We start from the raw sequence: 20859 nt of genomic DNA on the forward strand, positions 1-20859 counted from the left end.
CAGGAAGAGCCGGTGCCACGCCGTCCCGCCTATTACTGGTGGTTTCTAGCCAACGTTTTGGCGGCGTGTTTCGCCGTGGTCAGTTGGTTTCTCTGTCTGCATATCTTTGGTAACCCGGAAATCCCAAGAAATTACCGCATTCTCAAAAAACTGGATCGTCTCCCTGAGCTGAAGCGCTACACGGTGCTGGATGTCCCTAACGGCAACGTCCTTGATCCCAGTGAATTATACGGAAAGTTCTTTGGTCTGGAGGAGGCGAACCGTGACCAGCTCAACGCTCTTTTGCTGCGCAATTACATGCGGAACTTCGAGAAAACCCTCCTGCTGACTTATGTGGAAGGGGAGTATCAAGTGGCGGATGTGAAGAAACTAGCACCGGGAGATTTCCTTTATCCGGGGTTTGCTATCCGGGCACAGGCAATGGTGAAACCGGATGATTTCACTGAGGCCGTCGGTTTCCCGGTGGTGATTGAATACATTTTCCCCACGGAAAATGCCCATGCCGCGGATCTCTTCAGCGTGGGAGATATTCTGAAGGTGAGCAAAAACCCGAACTGCGCGGCGGTGGTCAATGTATCCCGTGCCGTGGTGGACGAAGAGCCAGCTCTCCAGTTGACCGTTATTCCCATTGCATACGGACCGTATCGGATCGGCAAAGACAGGTCGTTTTCAATCGAGCCCCCGGCCGAGTTGAATCCGGGCGATCGGCTACCGATTTGGAAATAAGAGCGCGTTCTCTATTGGAAAAGTGATCTCCCTTTTCGCGGAAGATCACTCTTCGACGGAGGTTTAAAGATAAACTTTCTTTCCTCCGTTTTGTGCGGACTCGTAAATTGCCCGAATCAACTCGACGGCTTTGCGGGCTTCGGAGGCATTGGTTTTGCACTCGCGTCCTTCACGGATGGCCGCAACTACCTCCTCGAAGTTCCGTTGATGCTGGTAGAAATTAATCGCCTTCGGATCGTTGGCCCCCAGACCCGCTTCCTGCCCTTTCATCAAGGTTCTACGGATCTCTGCATCCTCAGGCTTTTCATCGCGGAACTCCCATATTTCAAACGATTCGTCTGCAAGAAATACTGAACCGTCAGTTCCGGAAAGCTGGACGCGGGCGGGGTGGCCATCCTTCGACCAGGTGCAGGTGGAGCACTCGATGACGCCCAATGCACCGTTCTCAAACTCCACTGCAGCTACCACGATATCCTCTACTTCTATACGCTGGTGAGCAAGACAGGCAGCATTTGCCTGCACGGATTTTACCGGACCTGCGAGATAAAGTAGGGCATCGACCGTGTGAATCGATTGATTCATCAAGGCTCCGCCACCGTCCAAGGCCCAGGTTCCGCGCCATCCTGCAGAATCGTAGTAAGCCTGATCCCGATACCATTTTACGTAGGCGGAGGCGGAAGTAAGTTTCCCGAAACGGCCTTCATCAGCCGCTTTCTTGAAGGCATCCATTCCCGGATGAAACCGGCGGTTGAGGATCGCGGAAAGTGTCTTGCCATGTTCCTTTGCCGCCGCAGTGAGCTCGTCGATACGCTCGGTGGTGATCTCCAATGGCTTTTCACAAATCACATGCTTTCCTGCCTTGAGAGCCGCCAAAACCGGATCGAGATGCGCCCCGGAAGGCGTGCCAATTGTGACAATCTCCAGTTCGGGATCGGCAAGAAATGTATCGATGTCGGTGAACGCCTTTGCGCCAAATTCCCCCGCCAGTTTTTCAGCGGATTCGATTCTTAGAGAGCAAACGGAATGTAGTTCCCCGTGCTCCATTGCTTGGATGGCCTTTGCGTGAAAATTGCCGATCATGCCGGCGCCGATGATTCCGAATTTCATGTGAGAATAAGTGATTTAGAGGTGGAAGCGTAATTTCTGCGTGCAAAAAATCTTACCGATCTCACCGGGAGTGACAAGGGTGCGTTTCTTTCCGCAAAATTTTGCCACTGAGGATTGGAATCAAACTGCATAGTTAGTCCCCGGAGGAGAGCGGTCTGCGAGCAGCCATGCGAGGTAGAGCAAGCGGATCCACGAGCCTTGCAGCTGCGAAATCCATCGGTAGTGGTTCGGAAAGCGGCAGGGCAACCATGGTCCGGCACGGAGCCGGCGGTGGAAATCAGCTCATGGTTTTGAGTCAAGTTCCTTGATTGTGATGTTCCGGTAAGCAGCGGAGCCACCTTGTTTCCAACGCCCTCCAACATGGATCTGGAGCGCGATCGAGCCTTTCCCTCCCGTAGTTTCGCGCACTTTATCGCTATCCCAAGCGGAGGGAGCATCCCAGTTTTTTTCGGTCTCATCCTTCAAGCTGCGTGCTTTGTAGGTGGTTCCGTCCATTTCCATGACTTTAACGCCGTTGATCCAAGTGGTGATATGCGGGGCATCTCCGACGCAGCGGATACGGATTCTATTCCAGTCATCGGTCTTCCACATTTTATTCCAGCCGCTGGCATCTATCGCATAGAGAAGTCCGTCCTTTTCGACGGCATCATAGGAGTCTCTGGCGACGATTTTACCATCCACTTCATTGAGCAGAATGGGGCGGGAGATGAAGCCTCCCATACCGGAACCGAAGCCAAATCCAACGCAGCCATCCTTTAGGTAATCGTTCAATATCTGGATACCTTGGCCTTGCTCATTGCAATGAATGAAAATTCCGGAATCACAGCCCCAATCGCTCTTGAAGTCCATCTCGAGCTCGAACTCGGAAAACTCCTCGTCGGTCAGGATGATGCCACCCTTCTTATTTGGTAGTTGGTAGCAGTGAATCGCTCCATCTTTAACAAAGAAATTCTCTTTGGTCGCGTAGTCTTTATCGGTTTCCTTACGTTCCGGGATATGCCAGCCGGTGAGAGATTTTCCGTCAAACAGCGGACGTGGAGCGTCTTCTGCGGAAAGGAGCGATGCCGCGGTGGTGAAAACGAGGGTGGATAATAGTATTTTTTTCATATGATTTTTGGATTCTAGTTCTGGGGATCAAGCGGTTTCCGGCATGAAAGTGGGCATCACCACGCCATTGATAGCGGGTGGTGTTCCGGTGGTCTGGGCGAAGTGAAGCTCGCAGTTCCGCGCACCGAGTCCATACATCGCCCGGGTAATGGCGGGTCTGTCCGAAGGAACCAGCCACACCATGGTTTTGCCTCGGCGGTAGTCCAGCTCTCTCCGTATCAGTGCGATAGCCTCTTCATCCCCGCGCATGCAACCGGGGCCCAGCATGGAGCTGGCAGGATGGTGGATCGATGCGAGAAAGCCTTCGAGCTCTCCGCTCTGGTTCTCCAGGACGCTGACGTGCCAGTCACCACTTTGATTTTTGATAAAGTATTCGAAATCGGATGCGCGGCGTATGCCCAGAACATCTTCTTCCAGCGCCAACATCGCCGGAACATCGGACAACACGGCATCCCGCAGGATCTTGCCGGTGGGGGTCGATTCCTGAATACCCGCGGACGGGACTTCCAAAATAATGTCCTGATAGATCGCGTAGGGGACAAGCCCGGCACGGTTGTAGAGGGAAAAGGAATCCAGATTGATGGCGCTTGAGACGAGCCTAACTGGCTTACCCTCCCGTTCCGCGAAGTGTAGTATGAACTCCAGAAGCATGCGCGCCACGCCTTTGCCAGCATGATCCGGATGCGAGTTCATAATGCCGAGGGAAACGTGAGTTTCACGCGGATGGTAAAAGCATGAACCTACTATTTGTCTCGTATTTACATCAATGGCCAGCAGACATCTCCCCGGATCGAGGGCCTCGTAGACTTCGCAAAAAAGCTCTACCGGATGGCTTTCCGGCGGGAAGACCGGAGCTCTGCCATTGGCTTCATACCAACGGTTTGTGGAAAGATGAATTAGCTCTGCAACAGCGGTCCGATCGCTAGGGATGGCATGCCTTAACCCGATGTTTTTTTCCATACTACTGCGTGGTGGAAGAAGATTTTCAGTAATGGGTTTCTCTCTCCATCGCCAGCGTCAGCGGGGAGAGGAAACCCAAAAAAACCTTTGCGGCCTAAGCCTTAGGCAAGCTGGTAATATTGTTCCCACTCTTTGCGGGCGGGAGGATTGAGCAAGACATTGGCGGCATCATTGTCCACGAATTGCTTGGCCTTCGGGTCGAATTCCAGATCCGTGTTGAGATACTGCGCGATCGTGCCCAGCGCCAATACCTGGGTGAGCAAGCCGCCTTTGCTGAATGGCGAGTTGGTCGTGCCATCGCCCTTGCAGGCGTTGATAAAGCTTGTGAAATGATCGGCGGAATTGCGATCCACTTCCACCGGCTTGAAGGCATCGTATTTATTTTTGGAATCCTGCTGGGTTAGGATGACGGGCGAGTCCACATGATGGCCCCGGGAGATGGCCAGATCCGTGTTTTCACCATAGAGCAAGGTCCCGGCACCACGTGTGATCGACTGATCTGGTTTGCCGTTTTCTCCCTTGGTCAGGAAACGCTCCGGAATCTCTGGTAGGCAATCCGGACCGTCTTTCCAGATCATGTCGATGGCGGGTCTATTTTCGCCACGAGCGGGGAAGTGCATGGATAGCTGGGAACCGAGCGGGTAGTAGATCTGATTGTGATCGAGCATTTGGATCGACTTGATCGTTGTCGGCAGGCCCATATCGAGCTTGTCGTGGACAAAGTCGATGATGTGGGCACCCCAGTCACCCAGCATACCCATGCCGTATTCATAAAAGCCGCGCCAGTCGAATGGATGGTAGAGCTTGTTGAATGGCAACTTCTGGCGCGGACCGCACCACAGATCCCAGGTTTTCAAGGAATCCGGCACGGGATCTTTTGAGAGGGGGAGGATATTCCGTTGCTTTTTGTCCATGAACCAGAGGCTTGGTGTTTTCCATGCGTCCAGGTGTGTCATTTCATTACATAAACCTGCTTCCACCATTTTTGAGAAGAGATCGATACCGGAGCCGGTGTGGCCTTGGTTGCCCATCTGGGTGACGACTCCGTATTTCTTCTCGGCTCGCATAAGTAGCTCGGATTCATGGAAAGTGCGTGTGAGCGGTTTTTCCACATAAACGTGTTTCCCAAGAGACATTGCGAGAATGGCAGCACAGAAGTGCGTGTGATCCGGAGTGACGACACTGACGGCATCGATGTCTTTTTCCAACTTATCGAACATCTCGCGGAAATCGTGGAAGCGGGCAGCATCCGGATATTGCTTCAGGGTGTCCTGGGCTCCTTTGGCAGACTCAAAGTCCACATCGCAGAGCGCTATGGGTTGCGCACGTCCTCCATGGCAAAGGCTCGGGATCACTCCGCGTGCCCGGCCGCCGATGCCGATGCATGCCAGATTGATCCGCTCACTGGGAGGCAGTGGCGCACCCGGTTTGCGCGCAGCGGTGAGGTAGGATGGGAGGATGGTAAAGCCGGCGGCGATGGCACCAGTGCTTTTGATGAAATTGCGGCGGGTGGATTGGTGTTTTATTTTGTGGTTCATAATTGGATAGGGTTAGGTTTGCGGGTTTTTCATACGTCCTGCTGCCAGGCAGGCTTTCCATTATATACCCAGCGGTAGTAGTGCTGGCGTTTTAGCTCCGAGGCGGCGGCCTCATCGATGAAGATTCTAACGGTGCGATGGTGTTGTAAAATGGATGCAGGTGTCATCGCGGAGACAGGCCCTTCGATAGTGGCGGAAATGGCCTTGGATTTATTCTTTCCGAAGGCGAGAAGGAGGTTCATGCGGGCGTCCATGATCGTGCCGATTCCCATCGTGATGCAATGGCGTGGGACGTCTTGTTCATCGCCATCAAAAAACCTCGCATTGTCGGCAACGGTTTGCTCGGTGAGAGTCTTGATACGTGTCCGCGAGGCGAAAGAAGAGCCGGGTTCGTTGAAACCAATATGGCCGTCGCTACCGATTCCGAGAATTTGTAAATCGATACCGCCTGCGAGGAGTATTTCTTCTTCGTAACGTTTGCAGAACCCGGGGACATCATCGGTGGTGCCATCCGGTATGTGAACATTTTCTGTCCGGATATTGATGTGTTTGAGCAGGTTCTCCCACATGAAGTAGTTATAGGATTGCGGATGGTCCCGGGCTAATCCGATATATTCGTCGAGGTTGAACGTGGTGACTCCACTGAAATCCAGTCCCTCCTCCCGGTGCATGCGGATCAGCTCCGAGTAGAGGGGCAGCGGGGTGCTCCCCGTCGCCAGTCCCAGAACAGCATTCGGTTTGTCCCGGATGAGCTTGGAGATTGTTTTCGCAGCCGCCGTGCTGGCTGTCATGCAGTCCTTGGTGATGATGACTTCCATTAGAATATTTCCTTGATCAAGTGGTCTGAGGCGGGAAGTGAGAGGCCTTGTGGCACAAGATTATCGACGAGCTGCCCATGCTCCCATTTCCGGATCCGGTATAGCGTGGCAAATGAAAACGCCGGTGCGCTACCTCCTTGGCCGCCGACGATTTCCGCACCGCGGCGGACATTATCCTGCATCCATGCCGGAAGCAGAAGATGAAAAGGATTCCGTGCGACCTCACCCGCATGCAGAGAGGTGGCGGCGACAAGATCGGCAACGAGCCCGGCATCAGCCTCCACCATCAAATTCGGCGAATGCATCGGCTTCCAGAATTCTGTTTCAACAACGATGCAGCTGAAGTCCGGACCCATCCGTCCAAGCGCATCCACAACCAGCTTGTGGGTCGCGATGTGGCGGGAGTTCCAATCATCCTCATGAGGGAAAAAAATGATCTCCGGATTGAATTCAGTGAGCGCCTCGAGAATGTCCTCGATGGCCAGCGGGTCAAAACTGTCTTTTGCCCGGAAGTTGTCCCATCCCAGGTAATCGCATGCTGCATCCAGTTCTTTGGAGCGATCCTGTTGTCTCGCCAGCATACTTCCGAATGTCACTGGCACATTGATGATTTGTTTCCTTGCTTCCCGCATCAGGCGCAGGGGAAGGAGACCGGTGATGCACTCATCATCGGGGTGTGGAGAGAAAAGCAAAACCTTGGAGTCTGCTTCGAGGCGGCTGTGCTTGAGTAGGGGCCTGGGGCTTTCCTTTGCCAGCGCAAGTCCGTCCTCGATGCTTTGGATGAAAGGTAGGTAGGGATTATTCATTTCAATGTAGGCTTGGAAGGCTGGCTGCGGCAGCTGCTTGTCCATGACGTTTTTCTCTTTCGTCCGGGGTGAAAATTTCCATCTGCCTGGCTAGCTCCGGGAACTCGGTGGCGAGCACGGACCTCGCGTTCCCGATGATGATATTTCCGCCTTCTCCGCTCATCACACGCCCTAGCAGCAGTGCTGCCCGCAGCTCGTAAAAGTCAGCGTAATGTGCGATCGCATAGCCGAGGTATGTGCCGAGCGTGGAAAATATCTTCGCCGCGCGTTTGTCACCCAGGCTCAGTGCGTTCTGGACTTCGACCAAACGGACGGAAAAGGGTGTTTTCTCCGGGAAATCGAATCCGGCGGCGGGTGCTAGCCTGGCCACCGCCTGCTGTGAAAGGTATTGGACTCCGCAGCCTGTGTCACCGGACCATTCGTCGCGGGGTGCGTCCGCACGGTAATCTATGGGCGCAAATGCGAGCTCGTTTAGCATTGAGGTGATGTTCCCTTGTGCGGTGACATATCCCACGGCCTCGCTGGTGCCCATTGCCACTCCCAGGAGAGAATTTCTCCCGAGTGACATGGATCCTGCCAAGGCGGCCACTTCGCCATCATTGACAACCTCGAAGGGAATTCCTCTCCAGTGCTGGCTGATATCAAAAAAAATCCGGCGGACTCTGGTATCGAAGTCCGAGCTGGAAATTCCCCGGAAAAGCGAAGCCACACGGATTTCGTTCCTCACATAAACACCAGCCGAGCTGCCGCCGATTGCATCCACACGCGGCAAATGTGCTGCAGCGCGCTTCAACGAATCCTGGATGCCGCTTATGTGGTATTGAGGATCTTTCTCGAAATACGGCGTCCATACGACTTCTTCGGAAAATACGACTTTTCCATCGATGAGAGCCGCGCACTTTCGATCCGATCCACCGAGGTCGAATCCTATCCGGCAGCCGTCCAGATTCCGGCCGAGCGGAATGATCTGTTCTGTCTCATCCGGGATCTCATCGTGCCGACAGGCAATGATTTCCAGTGGCTGCAGGTATGCTTGATCACTGAAAAAACAGTAATCGAAAGCCCGCTCTCCATCCTCAGAATACATCGATTTCAGCCTGCGGGTGATGGGATCACAGCCCGCGATCCGTATTTGGAAAGCGCCGCACTGCCAGAGGAGGAACTTCAGGATACGTTCCAGATACCTTTCGTTGAGCGTTGAGTCCGGAGCCGATTCAGGAAGGATTTTTGTATGAAATGTTCTGGTGCTTCCGTCCGGTCGTGTGAGTGCAATCGCTATAGCGACCGATGAACCGGCTCGGTGGACTTTTTCCTGATAGGCACGATTCCACAATGCCGCGGGTTCAAAACCGGGATCGAGCTCCGGCGGGATCTTCGGCCTAATTTTCATCGAGGGATTCGGTTTTGGTATCCTTGAAGAGAGCGAGAAACAGGAGAAATATCATGCCGGCGATGATGGCGGGAGTCAGCCATACCTTTTGCCAATCGATCATCGCCTTCACGACGTCGCCGGATGCCAGGGTAGTCGTAAAATATCCGGCCACCTGCCCGGCCAGGTTTGCGCCGATGACCATGCCCACGCCATAGGTGATAAAGGTGATGAACCCCTGGGCTTGTGCCTGGATGATCTTGGGGGCAGTCCTATCCACATAGATCTGGCCGGTGACAAAGAAAAAATCGTAGCTGATGCCGTGCAGGAGAATGCCCGCATAATACATCCAGACAAGCGAGTCCGGGCTGCCGAATGCAAAAAGGACGTAGCGGACTGCCCATGCGAGCATGCCGATCAGCATCATTCTTTTGATGCCTAGACGGACGAAGAAAAACGGCATGATCACCATGAAGACAAACTCCGACATCTGGCCCATCGTCATTTTTCCAGCGGCGTTACTTACGCCCACGTCGTTGAGAAACATATTGGCGAAGTTATAATAAAACGCCAATGGAATGCAGATTAGCAGAGAGCCGATCACAAAAACGGCAAAGGATCTCTGTTTCATCAGCTTCAGGGTCTCCAGCCCGAGCATATCTTTTACGGTGACTTTGTGACCCAGGGAGGTCGGGGGCGTATCGGGTAGGAACAGGGAAAAAATCCCGAGAAGAATTGATGCTCCACCGGCGACAAAAATCGGGAGGTTACCTGCTTCCACTTTCATGAATCCGATGAGTAATCCTGCGGCGATCCAGCCGACCGTTCCGAAGACACGGATGCGGGGAAATTCCTTCTCGGGGTTCGATATCTGGTTGAAAGAGATCGCGTTCACCAGCCCTAGGGTAGGATTGTAACAAATCGCATAGGCGATCAGCACCCAGAAGAGAACCGTGGAGTTAGTGATCGTGGCGGCGTAAAAAAGAATACAGCCGCCCAGCAGGTGCATGAAGGCCATCACTTTCTGTGCAGGGAAAAACCGATCCGCAATCGTGCCGGCGATAAAAGGTGCGATGACCGCGCCCCACGACATGGTGCTGTAGGATCTGCCGATTTGTTCAGGTGTGAAGGACAGTGACTGGGATAGATAGGTGCCAAGCGTGACAAACCATGCTCCCCAGATGAAGAACTGGAGGAACATCATGATGGAGAGGCGCGTGGAAATGGATCGGTTCATTTTGGTATCGCTCATACGTTGATCTTCATTTGTGCGATGGCATCGATCATGTCCTGCTCGCGGTTTTCTCCTGCTTCACGCTCGATGGCCACCGCTCCGGTGTAACCGATTTTCTCCAGCGCATGGAAGAAGGCGTCTGTGTCGATATCACCTTTTCCCCAGGGGACCTCTTCGCCCCATCGCCCGGGGACTGCGGATAGAATGGCGTCCTTGATATGGACATGCTTGATCCAGGGAGCAAGAATGTGAATGGCCTCAATGGGATCACCCTTTCCGTATAGAATCATATTGGCGGGATCGAAATTCACGGCAACTGCCGGATGATTCAAATCCGTCAAAAACTGTTTCAAATTCTCCGCGGATTCCTGACCCGTTTCCAGGAGCAGCGTCACCCCCGCAGCCCGCGCGGAATCCGCCAGTTGGCGCATTCTTTGGGAAAATATGCGATAGTCTTCCGCATCGGTATGATCAATGAATCCTGCATGGAACGAAAGGTAGCGAACAGCGAGCTGCGCGGTTTTGCGAATCGCTTTTTCCGCAAGCAACTTGTTTTCCGGCCATTCGGAGTCCGGGATAATGCCACCGGTTTTCCTGATGGATTCCAGCGTGGAGTAATCTTCCTGTGGGAAGCCGAGCATCATGCAGCTGATCCGCCAGCCTTTTTCCGAAATGATGCGATTGAATTGTTCCGCGGCCGATACATCGAGGTGCAACCCGCCGATGCCGGATTGATCCATCACTGTGTTGACCCGCTCCAAGTGATTCGCCAGTGACCAGGTGCAGACGCTAATTTCCGTTATCATGATTGTTCTGTGGTGAGCGCGATTCGCACCGATTCCGCGGCTTCTCCGGGGCTGATGACTGGGTGATGGGCTCGTCCGCTGATCAAATCCGCAAAATGGGAAACCTCGCTTTGATAAGCAGTTTTTTGCGGTAGGGATGGTTCATCGGGATCCGAATGATCGCGATAAATCGTTAGCTTTTTCCCGTCGAAGGCAGCCAACCCTTTTTCAAAAACGACATTGAAAGACATTTGAAAACCGAAGGATTCCGGCATCAACCAGCTGGCGGTCGCGCTCACGGTAAGTTCTTCCGGGTAATCGAGCCATGTCTGGATGTGGGCTGTCGTGCCATTGGGGAAATGACTTTTTCTCGATATGGTGCTCTCTGGTTTTCCTAGTAGATACAAAACAAAATCCAGATCGTGGATATGCAGGTCCAGGGAAATTCCGCCGCTTTTGGCCGTGTCTGAGAACCAGGTTTCACCACTCCAGGATGGGGCGTAGGTCAGTCTCTGGAAATCTGCGGCAAGGATTCTTCCCAGCGCACCGGATTCCAAAGTTTCCTTCAGCCAGGCATATTCCGGCCAGAAGCGGATACACTGGGCCACCATGAGGATTTTTCCGGATGCATTGGCGGTCTCGATCATTTCCCGGCAGTCCTGATCGTTGAGAGCCATCGGTTTTTCGCACAATACGTGCAGGCCGGCCTCGAGGCAGCGGATGGAGGTTTCTTTGTGAAGATGTGTGGGCAGAGTGATGGAGACGGCATCCAGGGATTCCCTGGCCAGCATTTCTTCAAGATCCGTATAGATATTGATCCCGTCCAGATCCAGATCAGACGCTCCTGTCTCGATATTGCCTTGCTTGGCCTTGGTGATTTCCGGGTTCCGGACACAAACGGCGGCGATATCCGCTTGCGGCACCAGTCGCCAGGCGGACAAGTGTGTCGCTCCCATGAAGCCCATTCCTATGATGCCGATTTTCAATGTCACAGTCCTTCGATTTCCCAGCCTTCTCGGTAGGTTTTGGTGATGAATTGGTTTGCATTGTCCGAATTGGCAAAGCGTAGCTTTTCCGTCTCCCATTTCAAAGTCTCCTGTGGGAAACGGGATGCGAGGGCGCCTAACAGCACTGTCTCAGTCAGAGGGCCGCCGTAATCGTGGAAGTCTGCCAATAGCTTCACCTTCTCCCCGCAGACGGCATTTGCGAAATCGGCGTAATGATTCCGTGGCTCAAGTTCCGGGTATTCGTAATCCCTATATTTATCCAGGGGGTAAGGGACTGGCTTCTCTGTGTGAGGTTGTAAAAGAATTCCTTCTGTTCCGACAAAGATAGAGCCCTGGTCCGGCATCTGATCTCCGAACATTTCGGAAAATTCCGCGGGAGGGCGTAGCGAGCCATCCGTCCAGGTGACTTTCACCGTATCTCCCGCAGTCAGATTATTTCCCGGGAAAAGATATTCAAACGATTCATTGATCGCCCAGCTATGGGCATCCGGGCTGCCACCGATGGACTTCACCGAGAGCGGAGCGCGGACGCCCAAGGCCTGGAACATCAGACTATAAATATGGCATCCCATATCGCCGAGAGTGCCTGTGCCGAAATCCAATCTGGCACGCCAATTACCAGGATGATAGTATTTCTGGATGTAAGGACGCTCGGCAGCCACTCCCAGCCAGAGATCCCAATCAAAACCCGCCGGAACGGGATCCCGGCGATCCGGCCGCGGTTTGGAATCGCCCCAGTTTTTATGGCTGAACATGTAGACCTCTTTGATCTTTCCGATCACTCCGTCTTGAATCATCCGGGCGGCGAGGCGCTCATTGGTGCTGGAGGTCAGCTGGGTGCCCATTTGGGTCACTAATTTGTTCTCCCGGGCGGTTTCCGCCATAAGACGGGTTTCTTTCAAGGTATGGGCGAGCGGCTTCTGCCCATATACGTGGAGACCCATCCGCATCGCGGCAAGACCGATTGGTGCATGCATGTGGTCGGGCGTCGAGACGTTCACGGAATCCAGATGCCTGTGCTCCTTGTCCAGCAGCACCCGCCAGTCCTTGTAGACACGGACATCGGGGAAGAGTTTTTCCAATTTTCCCAAACGGTTTTCATCAACTTCGGCGACGGCGATCAGATTGACGCGGGGATTGGCCGAGAGTGCTTTGAGATCCGCGAAGGCCATCCCATCGGCACCAAAGCTAGCGTGATTGATCCTGCCGCTTGCCGGGACACCGGCGCGGGCGATGTTGAAAAGCGGAAGGCTTGATGTCGCCAAGGAAAGATTGCGAAGAAATTTTCGTCTGGTGTGCATGGTATGGGTGTTTTTCCGAGGAAAGGCCGATATGCGGTGGGTCCGTCAGGCACCGAGGTCAGTCCGACTGTGTAGTTTTCCGCCAGCGGTTTCCCGGGTGTAATAATGGGTTTCGGATAGTTTCTTTACAGTAGCTCAACATATCGTGGATTGCGGGTCTTGGATAAATTCTGCATCTGTGTGTAATTTTCCGTTCGGTGGCACGGAGGAACCGGGTTAAACCCGTAGAAAAATTTTCTTCCGGTAGAGCGCGTAAAGGATCAACCACTCGATGATGACGAGGCCGGCGCTGAGGATAAAATTCCGCATGTCAGGATTTTCGAAGTGGCTGGCCAATCCTTCGAAAAAGAAATCCCGGCTGGCATGAAACGGAAAATACCACTGTGCGGCATAGATGGTAATCGCATTCATACCTATCGGAAGAAAGACCCAGCCGAGCCACTTCATCTTCCACACATCGATGAGCGTGTAAAACAGCCCGAGCAGTAGCAGGGACCAGCCCGCGGACCATACGATATAGGATGGAGACCAGAGGACTTTGATGATGGGAAAAGAGAAGCTCCAGAGCCAGCCGACCAGCAGGCAGAACAGGCCGGCTGCAAATAGCTCGATGCCGCATCGTAAGCGGGGGATTTGATAGGATTTTATCCGTTCGCCGACGAGTCCGCCCAGCAGGCCCAGCGCACCGGCTGGAAAGATCCGGATAGAGCCTTCCGGATCGCTGGTGGTTCCAAGCAGTTTGGTCTGGATCAAGTTTCGATCCATCCATGCCGCGAGATTGTTGCCCCACGTCATAGTGTCTCCTTTTCCAGGGTAGGGGATATATTGCATCGCGAGGTGATAGGTCACGAGTATGCCGAAGAATATACCGATCCTATATTTCCAGCTCCTGATATGCAGGTTAATGCTGGCGCCGATCCCATATGCCATACCGATAATCCAGAGGACCTGATAGAAGCGGATCTCCTCCCATCTGAAACGGAAGGCTGTAAAACTAACCCCGATCAGGACGATAATCGCGGTGCGCCTTATAATCTGAAGTTGCAATGTCCGGCTAGGCACGCCCTTGGATTTTTTTGCCAGGATCGAGTAGGGCACAGTGACTCCCGACATAAACACAAACAACGGGAAGATGAGATCGGTGAAATGGTATTGATCCCATTTTCCATGGGTCATTTGTTTTGCAAATTCCTCCACCCAGTTCTCCGGAAAGCCCAGGATTTTAATCAATGCGACCATCATTCCCGAGCCACCGATGATCCAGAACATATCGAATCCGCGCAATGCGTCCAATGATGTCAAACGGACTTTCTCATCTGGAGCAGGTGGAACTTGATGCGGCATATGACATGCTGGACTGCTGACGGAGCCGCGGTCTTGTAGAATGCTGACGCGTTTGTGTATTTGCCGCAGGAGTATGGAAAAAAATCAGCCCTTGGGCTTACGGTATTCTCCAGGGGAAACGCCCAGTTCCTTTTTGAAAGAACGGGAAAAGTGGCTGTGATCGTAGAATCCCGTTTCGTGGGCAATCGAAGTGATTGTGTGGTGAGTAGATCGCAAAAGGTGGGATGCAGCTTGGATCCGCACATTCATGAGATGCTGTTTGGGGGAAATTCCGAAGATTTTTTTGAAGTTCCTCTCGAACTGGCCGACGGATAGATGGGCCAGCGCGGCGAGATCCTCGACACGGATTTGCGCGGCGTAGTTAATGCGGATGTATTCCAATACATCGTTCATCTCAGCATACGGGCGCACCTTTTCGCTATCGTCTTCCATGTTCCTGGCGATGCAGGCGAGGCCGATGATCTTCTTATTCTGCCCATATAGAGGCAGCTTTGTGGTGATGAACCAGTTGATCGCATTCTTGGGATCCGGTGCGAGCTCCACACGATCGATAATCGGCACCCCGGTCTCATAAACCTGCCGATCGTCTCTGGTGTAGCCTTCCGCCTGCTCGGAAGGGAAAAGGTCGTAATCGCTTTTCCCGATCATGTCTTTTTCGGATTCCTGGCCGCATAGCTGTGCGGCCAGCTGGTTGGCCATCATCACCTGGCCATCCTTGCACTTCGCTACGAAATAGACTCCCGGGAGATAGTTGAAGAGCTGCTGGAGCTGTGCGCCATGAAGTGCCTCGCGGAACTGTTCCTGCTTCTTGATCCATTCGGCATCCTCTTGATCGGTCATTTGTTCACAATAGCCTACTCACCTGCCAGCACATGTCTTTCGGGAAAAATAACCCGATGTTGTCCTAATATTCGATCGCTCTTCGAACGGATATTCTGAAACCCAACCCGACCCTTTTTGAGCCATTTTCACATCCTTTTTCTTACGCGAGTTTTCACCGGACTGAGCCTGTCCCTAATGGCAGAGCTCCATGCGGGCCCGATGTCTCAGCCGAATATCGTCGTCATCTACACGGATGATCAGGGCTACGGAGATGTCAGTCACCTGAATCCGGATTCGAAATTCCAGACGCCGAACATAGATCGCCTGATCAAAGGAGGGATCAATTTTACGAACGGACACTCGGCGGGATCAGCCTGCACACCCTCACGCTATGCTTTGATGACAGGCCGGTATCCATGGCGCACCGAGCTGAAAGAAGGTGTCGGTGATGTGGACCAGCCATCAATGATTTCCGAAGGCCGCTTGACGATTGGCGGGATGCTACAACAGAACGGCTATCATACCGCTTGTGTCGGGAAATGGCACCTCGGCATGGAACTACCGGGTTCGCGGGGGGACCGCGATTGGTCGGAACCGATTTTGGAGGGGCCGGTGGATCGAGGCTTTGACTACTGGTATGGGATACCGACATCGCCGAAGTTGGTATGCGCGTGGTTTGAAAATCGCGGCCTGGCGCCGGGGGCTGCGGAGCCGGATCTATTAACATATCACAAGAAAAATTTTCCAAACATCGACAAGCGCTGGCGCATCATGAAGCCGTATACACGGATCTCGAGGAGCAGCCGAAAGATACGATTGAGAACAAAAACTTCATCAGCGAAGTCGCGCCGGATTGGGAAGACGACCAGCTGCTCACCCGCTATACGGACAAGGCAATGGAATGGGTGAGCGCACAGGCGAACGACGCGAAAAACGGCAAGCCGTTCTTTCTCTATTTTTCCATGACATCTCCGCATGAGCCGGTCGCCCCTCGCGCGGACTTTATCGGAAAAAGCGGATGTGGCGGTTATGGCGATTTCGTGATGGAGACGGATTTCCACATCGGGCGCTTGTTGGATTTCCTCGATGAACAGGAGCTTTCTGAAAATACGCTCGTCCTCTTCTCCAGTGACAACGGCGCCGAAAATACCTGGAAGCAACGCATCAAGGATTACGGGCACCATAGTAGTGGTAAGCTCAGGGACGGAAAAAGATCGCACTATGAGGGCGGTCACCGTGTTCCATTTTCCATACGATGGCCTGCGGTCATTCAGGCTGGCCGGATCTGGGAAAAACCGATTTGTCAGATCGATCTGATGGTCACGGTCGCAGAAATCATCGGAGCCAAACTCCCTGAGGATGCTGCGGAAGATAGCCAGAGCTTTGCGGATGTTTTGAGGAATCCTGCCTCCGGTTTCGAGCGCATCCCGATGATCATCACGAACAACCGCAACGGACAGTTTTCGGTCACGGAGGGGAAGTGGAAACTGGTAATGCCATCCGGGGGAAATGGCCGCGAGCTTTACGATTTAGCGGAGGACATCGGAGAGAATCGAAACCTGATCAAGCAGCATCCGGAGGTGGCTGCGGCTCTCGAAGTAAAGCTGACGGAGATGCTCTGCAATGGCCGCTCCACACAGGGCGCCCGCCAATCCAATGACACCGGATGGTGGCCGGCCATCACGTGGCTAACGCCAGAGGAATATAAGGCCAGGCATCCCGAAGGAGAACCTCTTGTGGGAAAAGCCAACAAGAAGTCCAAGGCGAAGAAGTAACTTGCTCGATGGGATGAGGGAATGGCTTCGCCCGCCATTCTGGCTCTCTCCTTTTGGCAGATGAAGGGGAAATTTTTTTGAATCAACGAAACAAGAACAAAGAAAAAATGGGTATGAGTGGAAAATTAAAATTGGGAAAGGTTATCGGCTTCGCGCTGATTCTTGCAGCGCAGAACGCACTGGCTGCCACGCCGAACATCGTCTACATCCTCGCTGATGATATGGGGCCGGGAGATGTTTCCGCCTACAACAAGGACGGTAAAATCCCAACCCCGAACATCGATCGCATCGCGGCGGAAGGGATGAAGTTCATGGACGCGCATACAGCGTCCGCAGTGTGCTCACCCACCCGCTACGGCATTATGACTGGCCGTTATAGCTGGCGGACATGGCTGAAGGAAGGGGTGCTTGGGCCCTATAGCCCACCATTGATCGAAAAAGAGCGGGAGACCGTGGCCACTTTCCTCAAAAAGGCAGGCTATGCGACTGCGATGGTCGGGAAGTGGCATCTGGGAATGGATTGGAAAAACAGTGCCCCCGCGAAGAGCAAGCGGATCGCGGCAAAATTCGTCGATCTCACCGCACCTATCGAGAACGGCCCCATGGATAGGGGATTTGATTTCGTCCTCGAATCCCATCCCACATGCATGTTTTACATCGAGGGTCGACGGGTGGAGAAGGAAGTGAAACTGCTTACGGCCGCGGACGTGAAAGAAAGAAAATACGTGCATACCAAGCCCGACTGGGCGGAGGACGATTACGTCCAGGAAGAAAAACTAACGAGATTTGCTTCCACCGCTTGTGAATGGATACGGGGAAATGCCGAAAAGCCCTTTTTCCTCTACCTACCCCTCACGTCGCCGCACAACCCCATTGTCCCGAGAGAAGGATTTCTCGGGAAAAGCGGGCTGAACGATCATGGCGACTTCGTTATGGAAACGGATTGGGTGGTGGGAGAAGTGCTGAAAACTCTCGATGAGCTGAAGCTGGCGGAAAATACCATCGTGATTTTCACTGCGGACAATGGGACTTCTCCATCAGCGGGAATTCCTGAGATGGCAAAAAAGGCCACCAGACCAGCTGGATCTACCGTGGCATGAAAGGCACACTATGGGAGGGCGGTCACCGCATTCCCTTCGTGATCCGCTGGCCGGAAACGATCAAAGCCGGAATGGTCTCCGATCAACTCATTTCCACCAATGATCTGCTGGCCACCTGTGCGGAGCTTATCGGGAAAAAACTTCCGGATAACGTCGCGGAAGACAGCGTGAGTTTCCTACCCGCCATCAAGGGTGAAGCTATTCCGGGAGCTGCCGAGCGGATGCTCGTTCATCACTCGGATGATGGGCATTTCGCGGTGCGAAAAGGAAAGTGGAAACTCGTCCTTGATGAGCATGGCGGCTCACGGCGCGGTCGCGATGAGCAGGTCAAGCAACCGATCTCGGACGCAGCCGGCATCATGCTTTTCGATATGGAAAAGGACCTGGGAGAGACGGCAAATCTTTCTTCGGAACACCCGGAAGTCGTTGTAAGTCTGAAAAAAGAGTTGATCGGGATTATTAACAAAGGCCGCAGCACGCCGGGCGCTCCGCAAGAGAATTACAAGCTCAAAGAGGGCGAAAAATGGGTGCAGATGGAGGAGCTTTTGAAATAGGGTGCTGCCTCTTTGCTATAAGTTGTTACATATCGGTTTGATGAGGGGATCCGGGATCGGATCCCCTCAAAAGTTTTTCATCAAGACATGCTATGCAGGCCCACCAGATTGCCTTCCGGATCGCGGAAGATCGCAATAAAGCCGTGCGGGGAAATGCTGAAACGTTCTTTCACGATCGTTCCCCCGGCGCCTGGAATGCGGGAGATGACACCGTCGAGATCACCCTCGACATTCAGATAGACCAGGGTGCCACCGGCTCCGGGGGCACAGCCCTCCATCCGGGTGATTGCGCCGCCGACACCGTTCTCAGTATCGCTGGGAAACATGGCCATCTGGCAACCTTCCATCGTCGCGGGCTCCAGCTCGGCGGCAAGAATGGTGCTGTAAAATTCCGTGGCTTTCGTCAGATCATTTGTGAAGATCTCGAACCAGTTTAGTGCGTTGGTTTTCATAATTTGTTGGTAATTGGTCATAAAGATGCGCCCGGTCTTCCGGTCGACCTCTCGATCAAAGCATCCCCTCCTGACAACCCTATGTCAGGAGGGTTTCACACGGAGATCATTTTTCAGCCCGTAAAAAAATTGATCCGCTACGGCTCGACTGAAGGATATTAGGGGTGTTGGAGACGGAACCGCTGAGCATTAGGAACGTGCCACAAAATTCTGGCCTGGTTAGAGAAGTAAATCGCAGTCCGATTTCTTGCCTAATAAACAGGTGGAGTAACCTTTAATGCTTGATTGGAAGAGGTCATCCGGAGTGAGGATGTCTACTATTTCAAGAGCTTCGTTGGCCCATTTATATATGATGAAGAGAAGAATCGCGATTCGCACGCTCCTTACGGTGGCACTGATCTCAAATGTCCCGACCCAGGCACTTGCTGACGGCAGCATCAAACGGTCCGATGTAGCCTTTGCAAATCAAGCCAGTCCCGAGGTGTATAGGCAATACGGGGCTACGATGGTCGCATGGGGTTTCCGGCTATGGGAGCTGTCGGGGAAGGAGTTTTATGCGGAATGGAAGAGGGGAATCGATGAGGCACATGGCTCGGGCGTTCGCTATCAGGCGAGGGTGGAATTGGATGCCGGGTGGCGCGTGATGATCGATTATTGATCCAGATTTTCAGGATGCCGCGTGTATGGATCTCGATGGAAATCCGATCGTTTTCAGGTTCTGGAACAGCGAGTATAAGGGGCATCCGCCCTACTACTTCTGCACCAATGCTCCCGGCTATCGGGAATATCTGACACAACAGGCCAAAGAGGCGCTTGCGGGACAGCCGGACATGTTGCTTATCGACGGAATCCATACCACGGCGAACGCGCTCCATCAGGGTGGCTGTTTCTGTTCTCACTGTATGACCGCTTTCAAAGGATATGTAGCTGAAAATATTCCTCAGCAAAAATTGAATGCACTTCAAATAGGGGATCTGAATGGATTCGACTATGGGCGCTTTCTTCGTGATCGCGGTTTTACTTCGACTCAGTTTGGAAGAGAGGTTCTCGCCTGGCCGTCCAAATTGCCCCTGGCAGATGAATACCTTACTTTCCAGCAGGTGGCGGCTCGAGGATTTCTGGAAGAATTTCATCGGGCCGTCGATGAGATGTCGGCCACGCCGATTGAGTTTTCGACCAGCACTCCGCTGCACCACGCCAAAGATTGGTATCCGGCTTCGGTGATCGATCATTTTACGATTGAAACGATTCTCCATCCCGAGAAGCGCCAGATTCCTGAGGATCAGATTTTCCGCTACAAGCTCGCCGACGGGCTCGGCAAGCGGATTCTTGTGACCGGGATGGGCAATAACGATTGGACCTACGTCCGTGACCAAAATCTCAAGGGCATGGTGCGAATCTGGATCGCCCAATCCTATGCATACGGGCATAACTTCCTGGTTCCAAATAATGTATGGAGCGGTGAAGATGAAGCTCGATACGAAAGCCGTCCCGGGAATTTCGATGACCTCTACCAATTCGTTCGTCGCCACGCGGACCTCTTTAACGGGTATGAACCGGTCGCGTAGGTAGGGCTGCTCTACAGTCACACCGCGATGCGTCGATGGAAGCCGGAGGCGAAGCGTGTCGGCCTTGAGTTGATCCGGAAAAACATCCCATTCCGCTATATTGTGGCGGGGGACGCCTGGCTGGATAAGACGCTGACTTCAGGTGACATGGACGGACTCAGTGCCGTGATTATCACCAAACCCACCTTCCTGGATGAGGGACAGAAGACTGTCCTCGCTGGCGTAGAGGCTCACAGCGTCAACTGGCCGGATGAGAAACGTCTGTTCGAGCTGCTGCCTCGACAGATTCGGGTTGAGGGGACAACACAGGTTTATGCCGAGCGGGCCTTGATATTTGAATTCCATATGGCTGTGGGAGCGGTTCCGAGATTCGGTCAACAACTGAGCAACCGGGCGATCCACTGCAGTGCCAACGGAGTGGCTTGTTTCTGCCACCCTCTATCGGTTCACCCTGACTGAAAAGGATGGGAGGAATCAAAATGCTTA

22 protein-coding genes are annotated in these 20859 nt (G+C 53.3%); 8 read left to right on the forward strand and 14 right to left on the reverse strand.

From position 1 onward, the window contains the following. The first annotated feature begins 12 nt into the window (after positions 1-12). Positions 13-726, forward strand: coding sequence for a hypothetical protein (locus ACFSSA_RS14155; protein ID WP_386821198.1), 714 nt, complete (start codon positions 13-15; stop codon positions 724-726). A gap of 63 nt (positions 727-789) precedes the next feature. Here ACFSSA_RS14155 and ACFSSA_RS14160 read toward each other — a convergent pair whose 3' ends face one another. The 13 genes from ACFSSA_RS14160 to ACFSSA_RS14220 form a co-directional block, all read right to left on the reverse strand. Continuing rightward, positions 790-1833 carry a Gfo/Idh/MocA family protein gene (locus ACFSSA_RS14160; RefSeq protein WP_386821199.1) on the reverse strand — a complete coding sequence of 348 codons (1044 nt, stop codon included), beginning with the start codon at positions 1831-1833 and terminating at the stop codon, positions 790-792. Positions 1834-2115: 282 nt separating this feature from the next. Further along, positions 2116-2940 carry a 3-keto-disaccharide hydrolase gene (locus tag ACFSSA_RS14165; protein WP_386821200.1) on the reverse strand — a complete coding sequence of 275 codons (825 nt, stop codon included), beginning with the start codon at positions 2938-2940 and terminating at the stop codon, positions 2116-2118. Between the two features lie 27 nt (positions 2941-2967). Next, positions 2968-3900: a GNAT family N-acetyltransferase gene (locus tag ACFSSA_RS14170; protein WP_386821201.1), complete on the reverse strand. Its 933-nt coding sequence runs from the start codon at positions 3898-3900 to the stop codon at positions 2968-2970. Positions 3901-4001: 101 nt separating this feature from the next. After that, the gene (locus tag ACFSSA_RS14175) at positions 4002-5438 is read right to left on the reverse strand and encodes a Gfo/Idh/MocA family oxidoreductase (RefSeq protein ID WP_386821202.1); all 1437 of its coding nucleotides are present in this window, start codon (positions 5436-5438) and stop codon (positions 4002-4004) included. A 29-nt stretch (positions 5439-5467) separates the two neighbouring features. Then, complete coding sequence (nagB, locus tag ACFSSA_RS14180; RefSeq protein ID WP_386821203.1) at positions 5468-6256, reverse strand: glucosamine-6-phosphate deaminase; 789 nt, start codon at positions 6254-6256, stop codon at positions 5468-5470. After that, complete coding sequence (locus tag ACFSSA_RS14185; RefSeq protein WP_386821204.1) at positions 6256-7107, reverse strand: PIG-L deacetylase family protein; 852 nt, start codon at positions 7105-7107, stop codon at positions 6256-6258. Before ACFSSA_RS14185 ends, nagB begins: the two co-directional genes overlap by 1 nt. Beyond that, positions 7064-8452 (reverse strand): ROK family protein, encoded by a 1389-nt coding sequence (locus tag ACFSSA_RS14190; RefSeq protein WP_386821205.1) that lies wholly within the window; start codon positions 8450-8452, stop codon positions 7064-7066. Before ACFSSA_RS14190 ends, ACFSSA_RS14185 begins: the two co-directional genes overlap by 44 nt. Beyond that, a complete protein-coding gene (locus ACFSSA_RS14195; protein ID WP_386821207.1) occupies positions 8442-9683 on the reverse strand; it encodes a nucleoside permease in 1242 nt (413 codons plus the stop codon). The genes ACFSSA_RS14190 and ACFSSA_RS14195 overlap by 11 nt, the downstream gene beginning before the upstream one ends. Beyond that, complete coding sequence (locus ACFSSA_RS14200) at positions 9680-10471, reverse strand: sugar phosphate isomerase/epimerase family protein (RefSeq protein ID WP_386821208.1); 792 nt, start codon at positions 10469-10471, stop codon at positions 9680-9682. The genes ACFSSA_RS14195 and ACFSSA_RS14200 overlap by 4 nt, the downstream gene beginning before the upstream one ends. Next, on the reverse strand, positions 10468-11442 hold the full coding sequence (locus ACFSSA_RS14205) for a Gfo/Idh/MocA family protein (protein ID WP_386821209.1): 975 nt from the start codon (positions 11440-11442) through the stop codon (positions 10468-10470). The genes ACFSSA_RS14200 and ACFSSA_RS14205 overlap by 4 nt, the downstream gene beginning before the upstream one ends. Beyond that, on the reverse strand, positions 11439-12758 hold the full coding sequence (locus ACFSSA_RS14210; protein ID WP_386821210.1) for a Gfo/Idh/MocA family protein: 1320 nt from the start codon (positions 12756-12758) through the stop codon (positions 11439-11441). The genes ACFSSA_RS14205 and ACFSSA_RS14210 overlap by 4 nt, the downstream gene beginning before the upstream one ends. A 216-nt stretch (positions 12759-12974) precedes the next feature. Continuing rightward, complete coding sequence (locus ACFSSA_RS14215) at positions 12975-14102, reverse strand: acyltransferase family protein (RefSeq protein WP_386821211.1); 1128 nt, start codon at positions 14100-14102, stop codon at positions 12975-12977. An 84-nt stretch (positions 14103-14186) separates the two neighbouring features. After that, a complete protein-coding gene (locus ACFSSA_RS14220; RefSeq protein WP_386821212.1) occupies positions 14187-14942 on the reverse strand; it encodes an AraC family transcriptional regulator in 756 nt (251 codons plus the stop codon). Between the two features lie 177 nt (positions 14943-15119). On the opposite strand from ACFSSA_RS14220, the gene ACFSSA_RS14225 reads away from it, so the two are divergent. From ACFSSA_RS14225 to ACFSSA_RS14240, 4 genes are all read left to right on the forward strand, one after another. Next, positions 15120-15833, forward strand: coding sequence for a sulfatase-like hydrolase/transferase (locus ACFSSA_RS14225; RefSeq protein WP_386821213.1), 714 nt, complete (start codon positions 15120-15122; stop codon positions 15831-15833). Next, positions 15740-16699, forward strand: a complete 960-nt coding sequence (locus ACFSSA_RS14230; protein WP_386821258.1) for a sulfatase-like hydrolase/transferase — start codon at positions 15740-15742, stop codon at positions 16697-16699. Before ACFSSA_RS14225 ends, ACFSSA_RS14230 begins: the two co-directional genes overlap by 94 nt. Positions 16700-16812: 113 nt before the next feature. Continuing rightward, positions 16813-17799, forward strand: coding sequence for a sulfatase-like hydrolase/transferase (locus ACFSSA_RS14235; RefSeq protein WP_386821215.1), 987 nt, complete (start codon positions 16813-16815; stop codon positions 17797-17799). Continuing rightward, complete coding sequence (locus tag ACFSSA_RS14240) at positions 17796-18353, forward strand: sulfatase/phosphatase domain-containing protein (RefSeq protein ID WP_386821217.1); 558 nt, start codon at positions 17796-17798, stop codon at positions 18351-18353. Before ACFSSA_RS14235 ends, ACFSSA_RS14240 begins: the two co-directional genes overlap by 4 nt. Positions 18354-18433: 80 nt before the next feature. On the opposite strand, the gene ACFSSA_RS14245 is transcribed toward ACFSSA_RS14240, so the two are convergent. Continuing rightward, entirely contained in the window at positions 18434-18805 is a 372-nt protein-coding gene (locus ACFSSA_RS14245; protein ID WP_386821218.1) for a VOC family protein, read from the reverse strand. Positions 18806-19154: 349 nt separating this feature from the next. Between ACFSSA_RS14245 and ACFSSA_RS14250 the strand changes: the two genes are divergently transcribed. The 3 genes from ACFSSA_RS14250 to ACFSSA_RS14260 are packed head-to-tail and all read left to right on the forward strand — an operon-like array spanning position 19155 to position 20832. Next, positions 19155-19463, forward strand: coding sequence for a hypothetical protein (locus tag ACFSSA_RS14250; RefSeq protein WP_386821219.1), 309 nt, complete (start codon positions 19155-19157; stop codon positions 19461-19463). Between the two features lie 25 nt (positions 19464-19488). Continuing rightward, entirely contained in the window at positions 19489-20373 is an 885-nt protein-coding gene (locus tag ACFSSA_RS14255) for a hypothetical protein (RefSeq protein ID WP_386821220.1), read from the forward strand. Between the two features lie 27 nt (positions 20374-20400). Then, positions 20401-20832: a hypothetical protein gene (locus ACFSSA_RS14260; RefSeq protein WP_386821222.1), complete on the forward strand. Its 432-nt coding sequence runs from the start codon at positions 20401-20403 to the stop codon at positions 20830-20832. The last annotated feature ends 27 nt before the right edge of the window (positions 20833-20859 follow it).

This window comes from Luteolibacter algae, from assembly GCF_042683045.1.
Taxonomy (GTDB): Bacteria; Verrucomicrobiota; Verrucomicrobiia; order Verrucomicrobiales; family Akkermansiaceae; genus Luteolibacter; species Luteolibacter algae.

Bases quoted from the DNA above. Each gene is read 5' to 3' on its own strand.
- ACFSSA_RS14160 (WP_386821199.1), bottom strand. From the start codon at position 1,833: ATGAAATTCGGAATCATCGGCGCCGGCATGATCGGCAATTTTCACGCA.
- ACFSSA_RS14165 (WP_386821200.1), bottom strand. From the start codon at position 2,940: ATGAAAAAAATACTATTATCCACCCTCGTTTTCACCACCGCGGCATCG.
- ACFSSA_RS14170 (WP_386821201.1), bottom strand. From the start codon at position 3,900: ATGGAAAAAAACATCGGGTTAAGGCATGCCATCCCTAGCGATCGGACC.
- ACFSSA_RS14175 (WP_386821202.1), bottom strand. From the start codon at position 5,438: ATGAACCACAAAATAAAACACCAATCCACCCGCCGCAATTTCATCAAA.
- nagB (WP_386821203.1), bottom strand. From the start codon at position 6,256: ATGGAAGTCATCATCACCAAGGACTGCATGACAGCCAGCACGGCGGCT.
- ACFSSA_RS14185 (WP_386821204.1), bottom strand. From the start codon at position 7,107: ATGGACAAGCAGCTGCCGCAGCCAGCCTTCCAAGCCTACATTGAAATG.
- ACFSSA_RS14190 (WP_386821205.1), bottom strand. From the start codon at position 8,452: ATGAAAATTAGGCCGAAGATCCCGCCGGAGCTCGATCCCGGTTTTGAA.
- ACFSSA_RS14195 (WP_386821207.1), bottom strand. From the start codon at position 9,683: ATGAGCGATACCAAAATGAACCGATCCATTTCCACGCGCCTCTCCATC.
- ACFSSA_RS14200 (WP_386821208.1), bottom strand. From the start codon at position 10,471: ATGATAACGGAAATTAGCGTCTGCACCTGGTCACTGGCGAATCACTTG.
- ACFSSA_RS14210 (WP_386821210.1), bottom strand. From the start codon at position 12,758: ATGCACACCAGACGAAAATTTCTTCGCAATCTTTCCTTGGCGACATCA.
- ACFSSA_RS14215 (WP_386821211.1), bottom strand. From the start codon at position 14,102: ATGCCGCATCAAGTTCCACCTGCTCCAGATGAGAAAGTCCGTTTGACA.
- ACFSSA_RS14220 (WP_386821212.1), bottom strand. From the start codon at position 14,942: ATGACCGATCAAGAGGATGCCGAATGGATCAAGAAGCAGGAACAGTTC.
- ACFSSA_RS14225 (WP_386821213.1), top strand. From the start codon at position 15,120: ATGGCAGAGCTCCATGCGGGCCCGATGTCTCAGCCGAATATCGTCGTC.
- ACFSSA_RS14235 (WP_386821215.1), top strand. From the start codon at position 16,813: ATGAGTGGAAAATTAAAATTGGGAAAGGTTATCGGCTTCGCGCTGATT.
- ACFSSA_RS14240 (WP_386821217.1), top strand. From the start codon at position 17,796: ATGAAAGGCACACTATGGGAGGGCGGTCACCGCATTCCCTTCGTGATC.
- ACFSSA_RS14245 (WP_386821218.1), bottom strand. From the start codon at position 18,805: ATGAAAACCAACGCACTAAACTGGTTCGAGATCTTCACAAATGATCTG.
- ACFSSA_RS14250 (WP_386821219.1), top strand. From the start codon at position 19,155: ATGATGAAGAGAAGAATCGCGATTCGCACGCTCCTTACGGTGGCACTG.
- ACFSSA_RS14255 (WP_386821220.1), top strand. From the start codon at position 19,489: ATGGATCTCGATGGAAATCCGATCGTTTTCAGGTTCTGGAACAGCGAG.
- ACFSSA_RS14260 (WP_386821222.1), top strand. From the start codon at position 20,401: ATGCGTCGATGGAAGCCGGAGGCGAAGCGTGTCGGCCTTGAGTTGATC.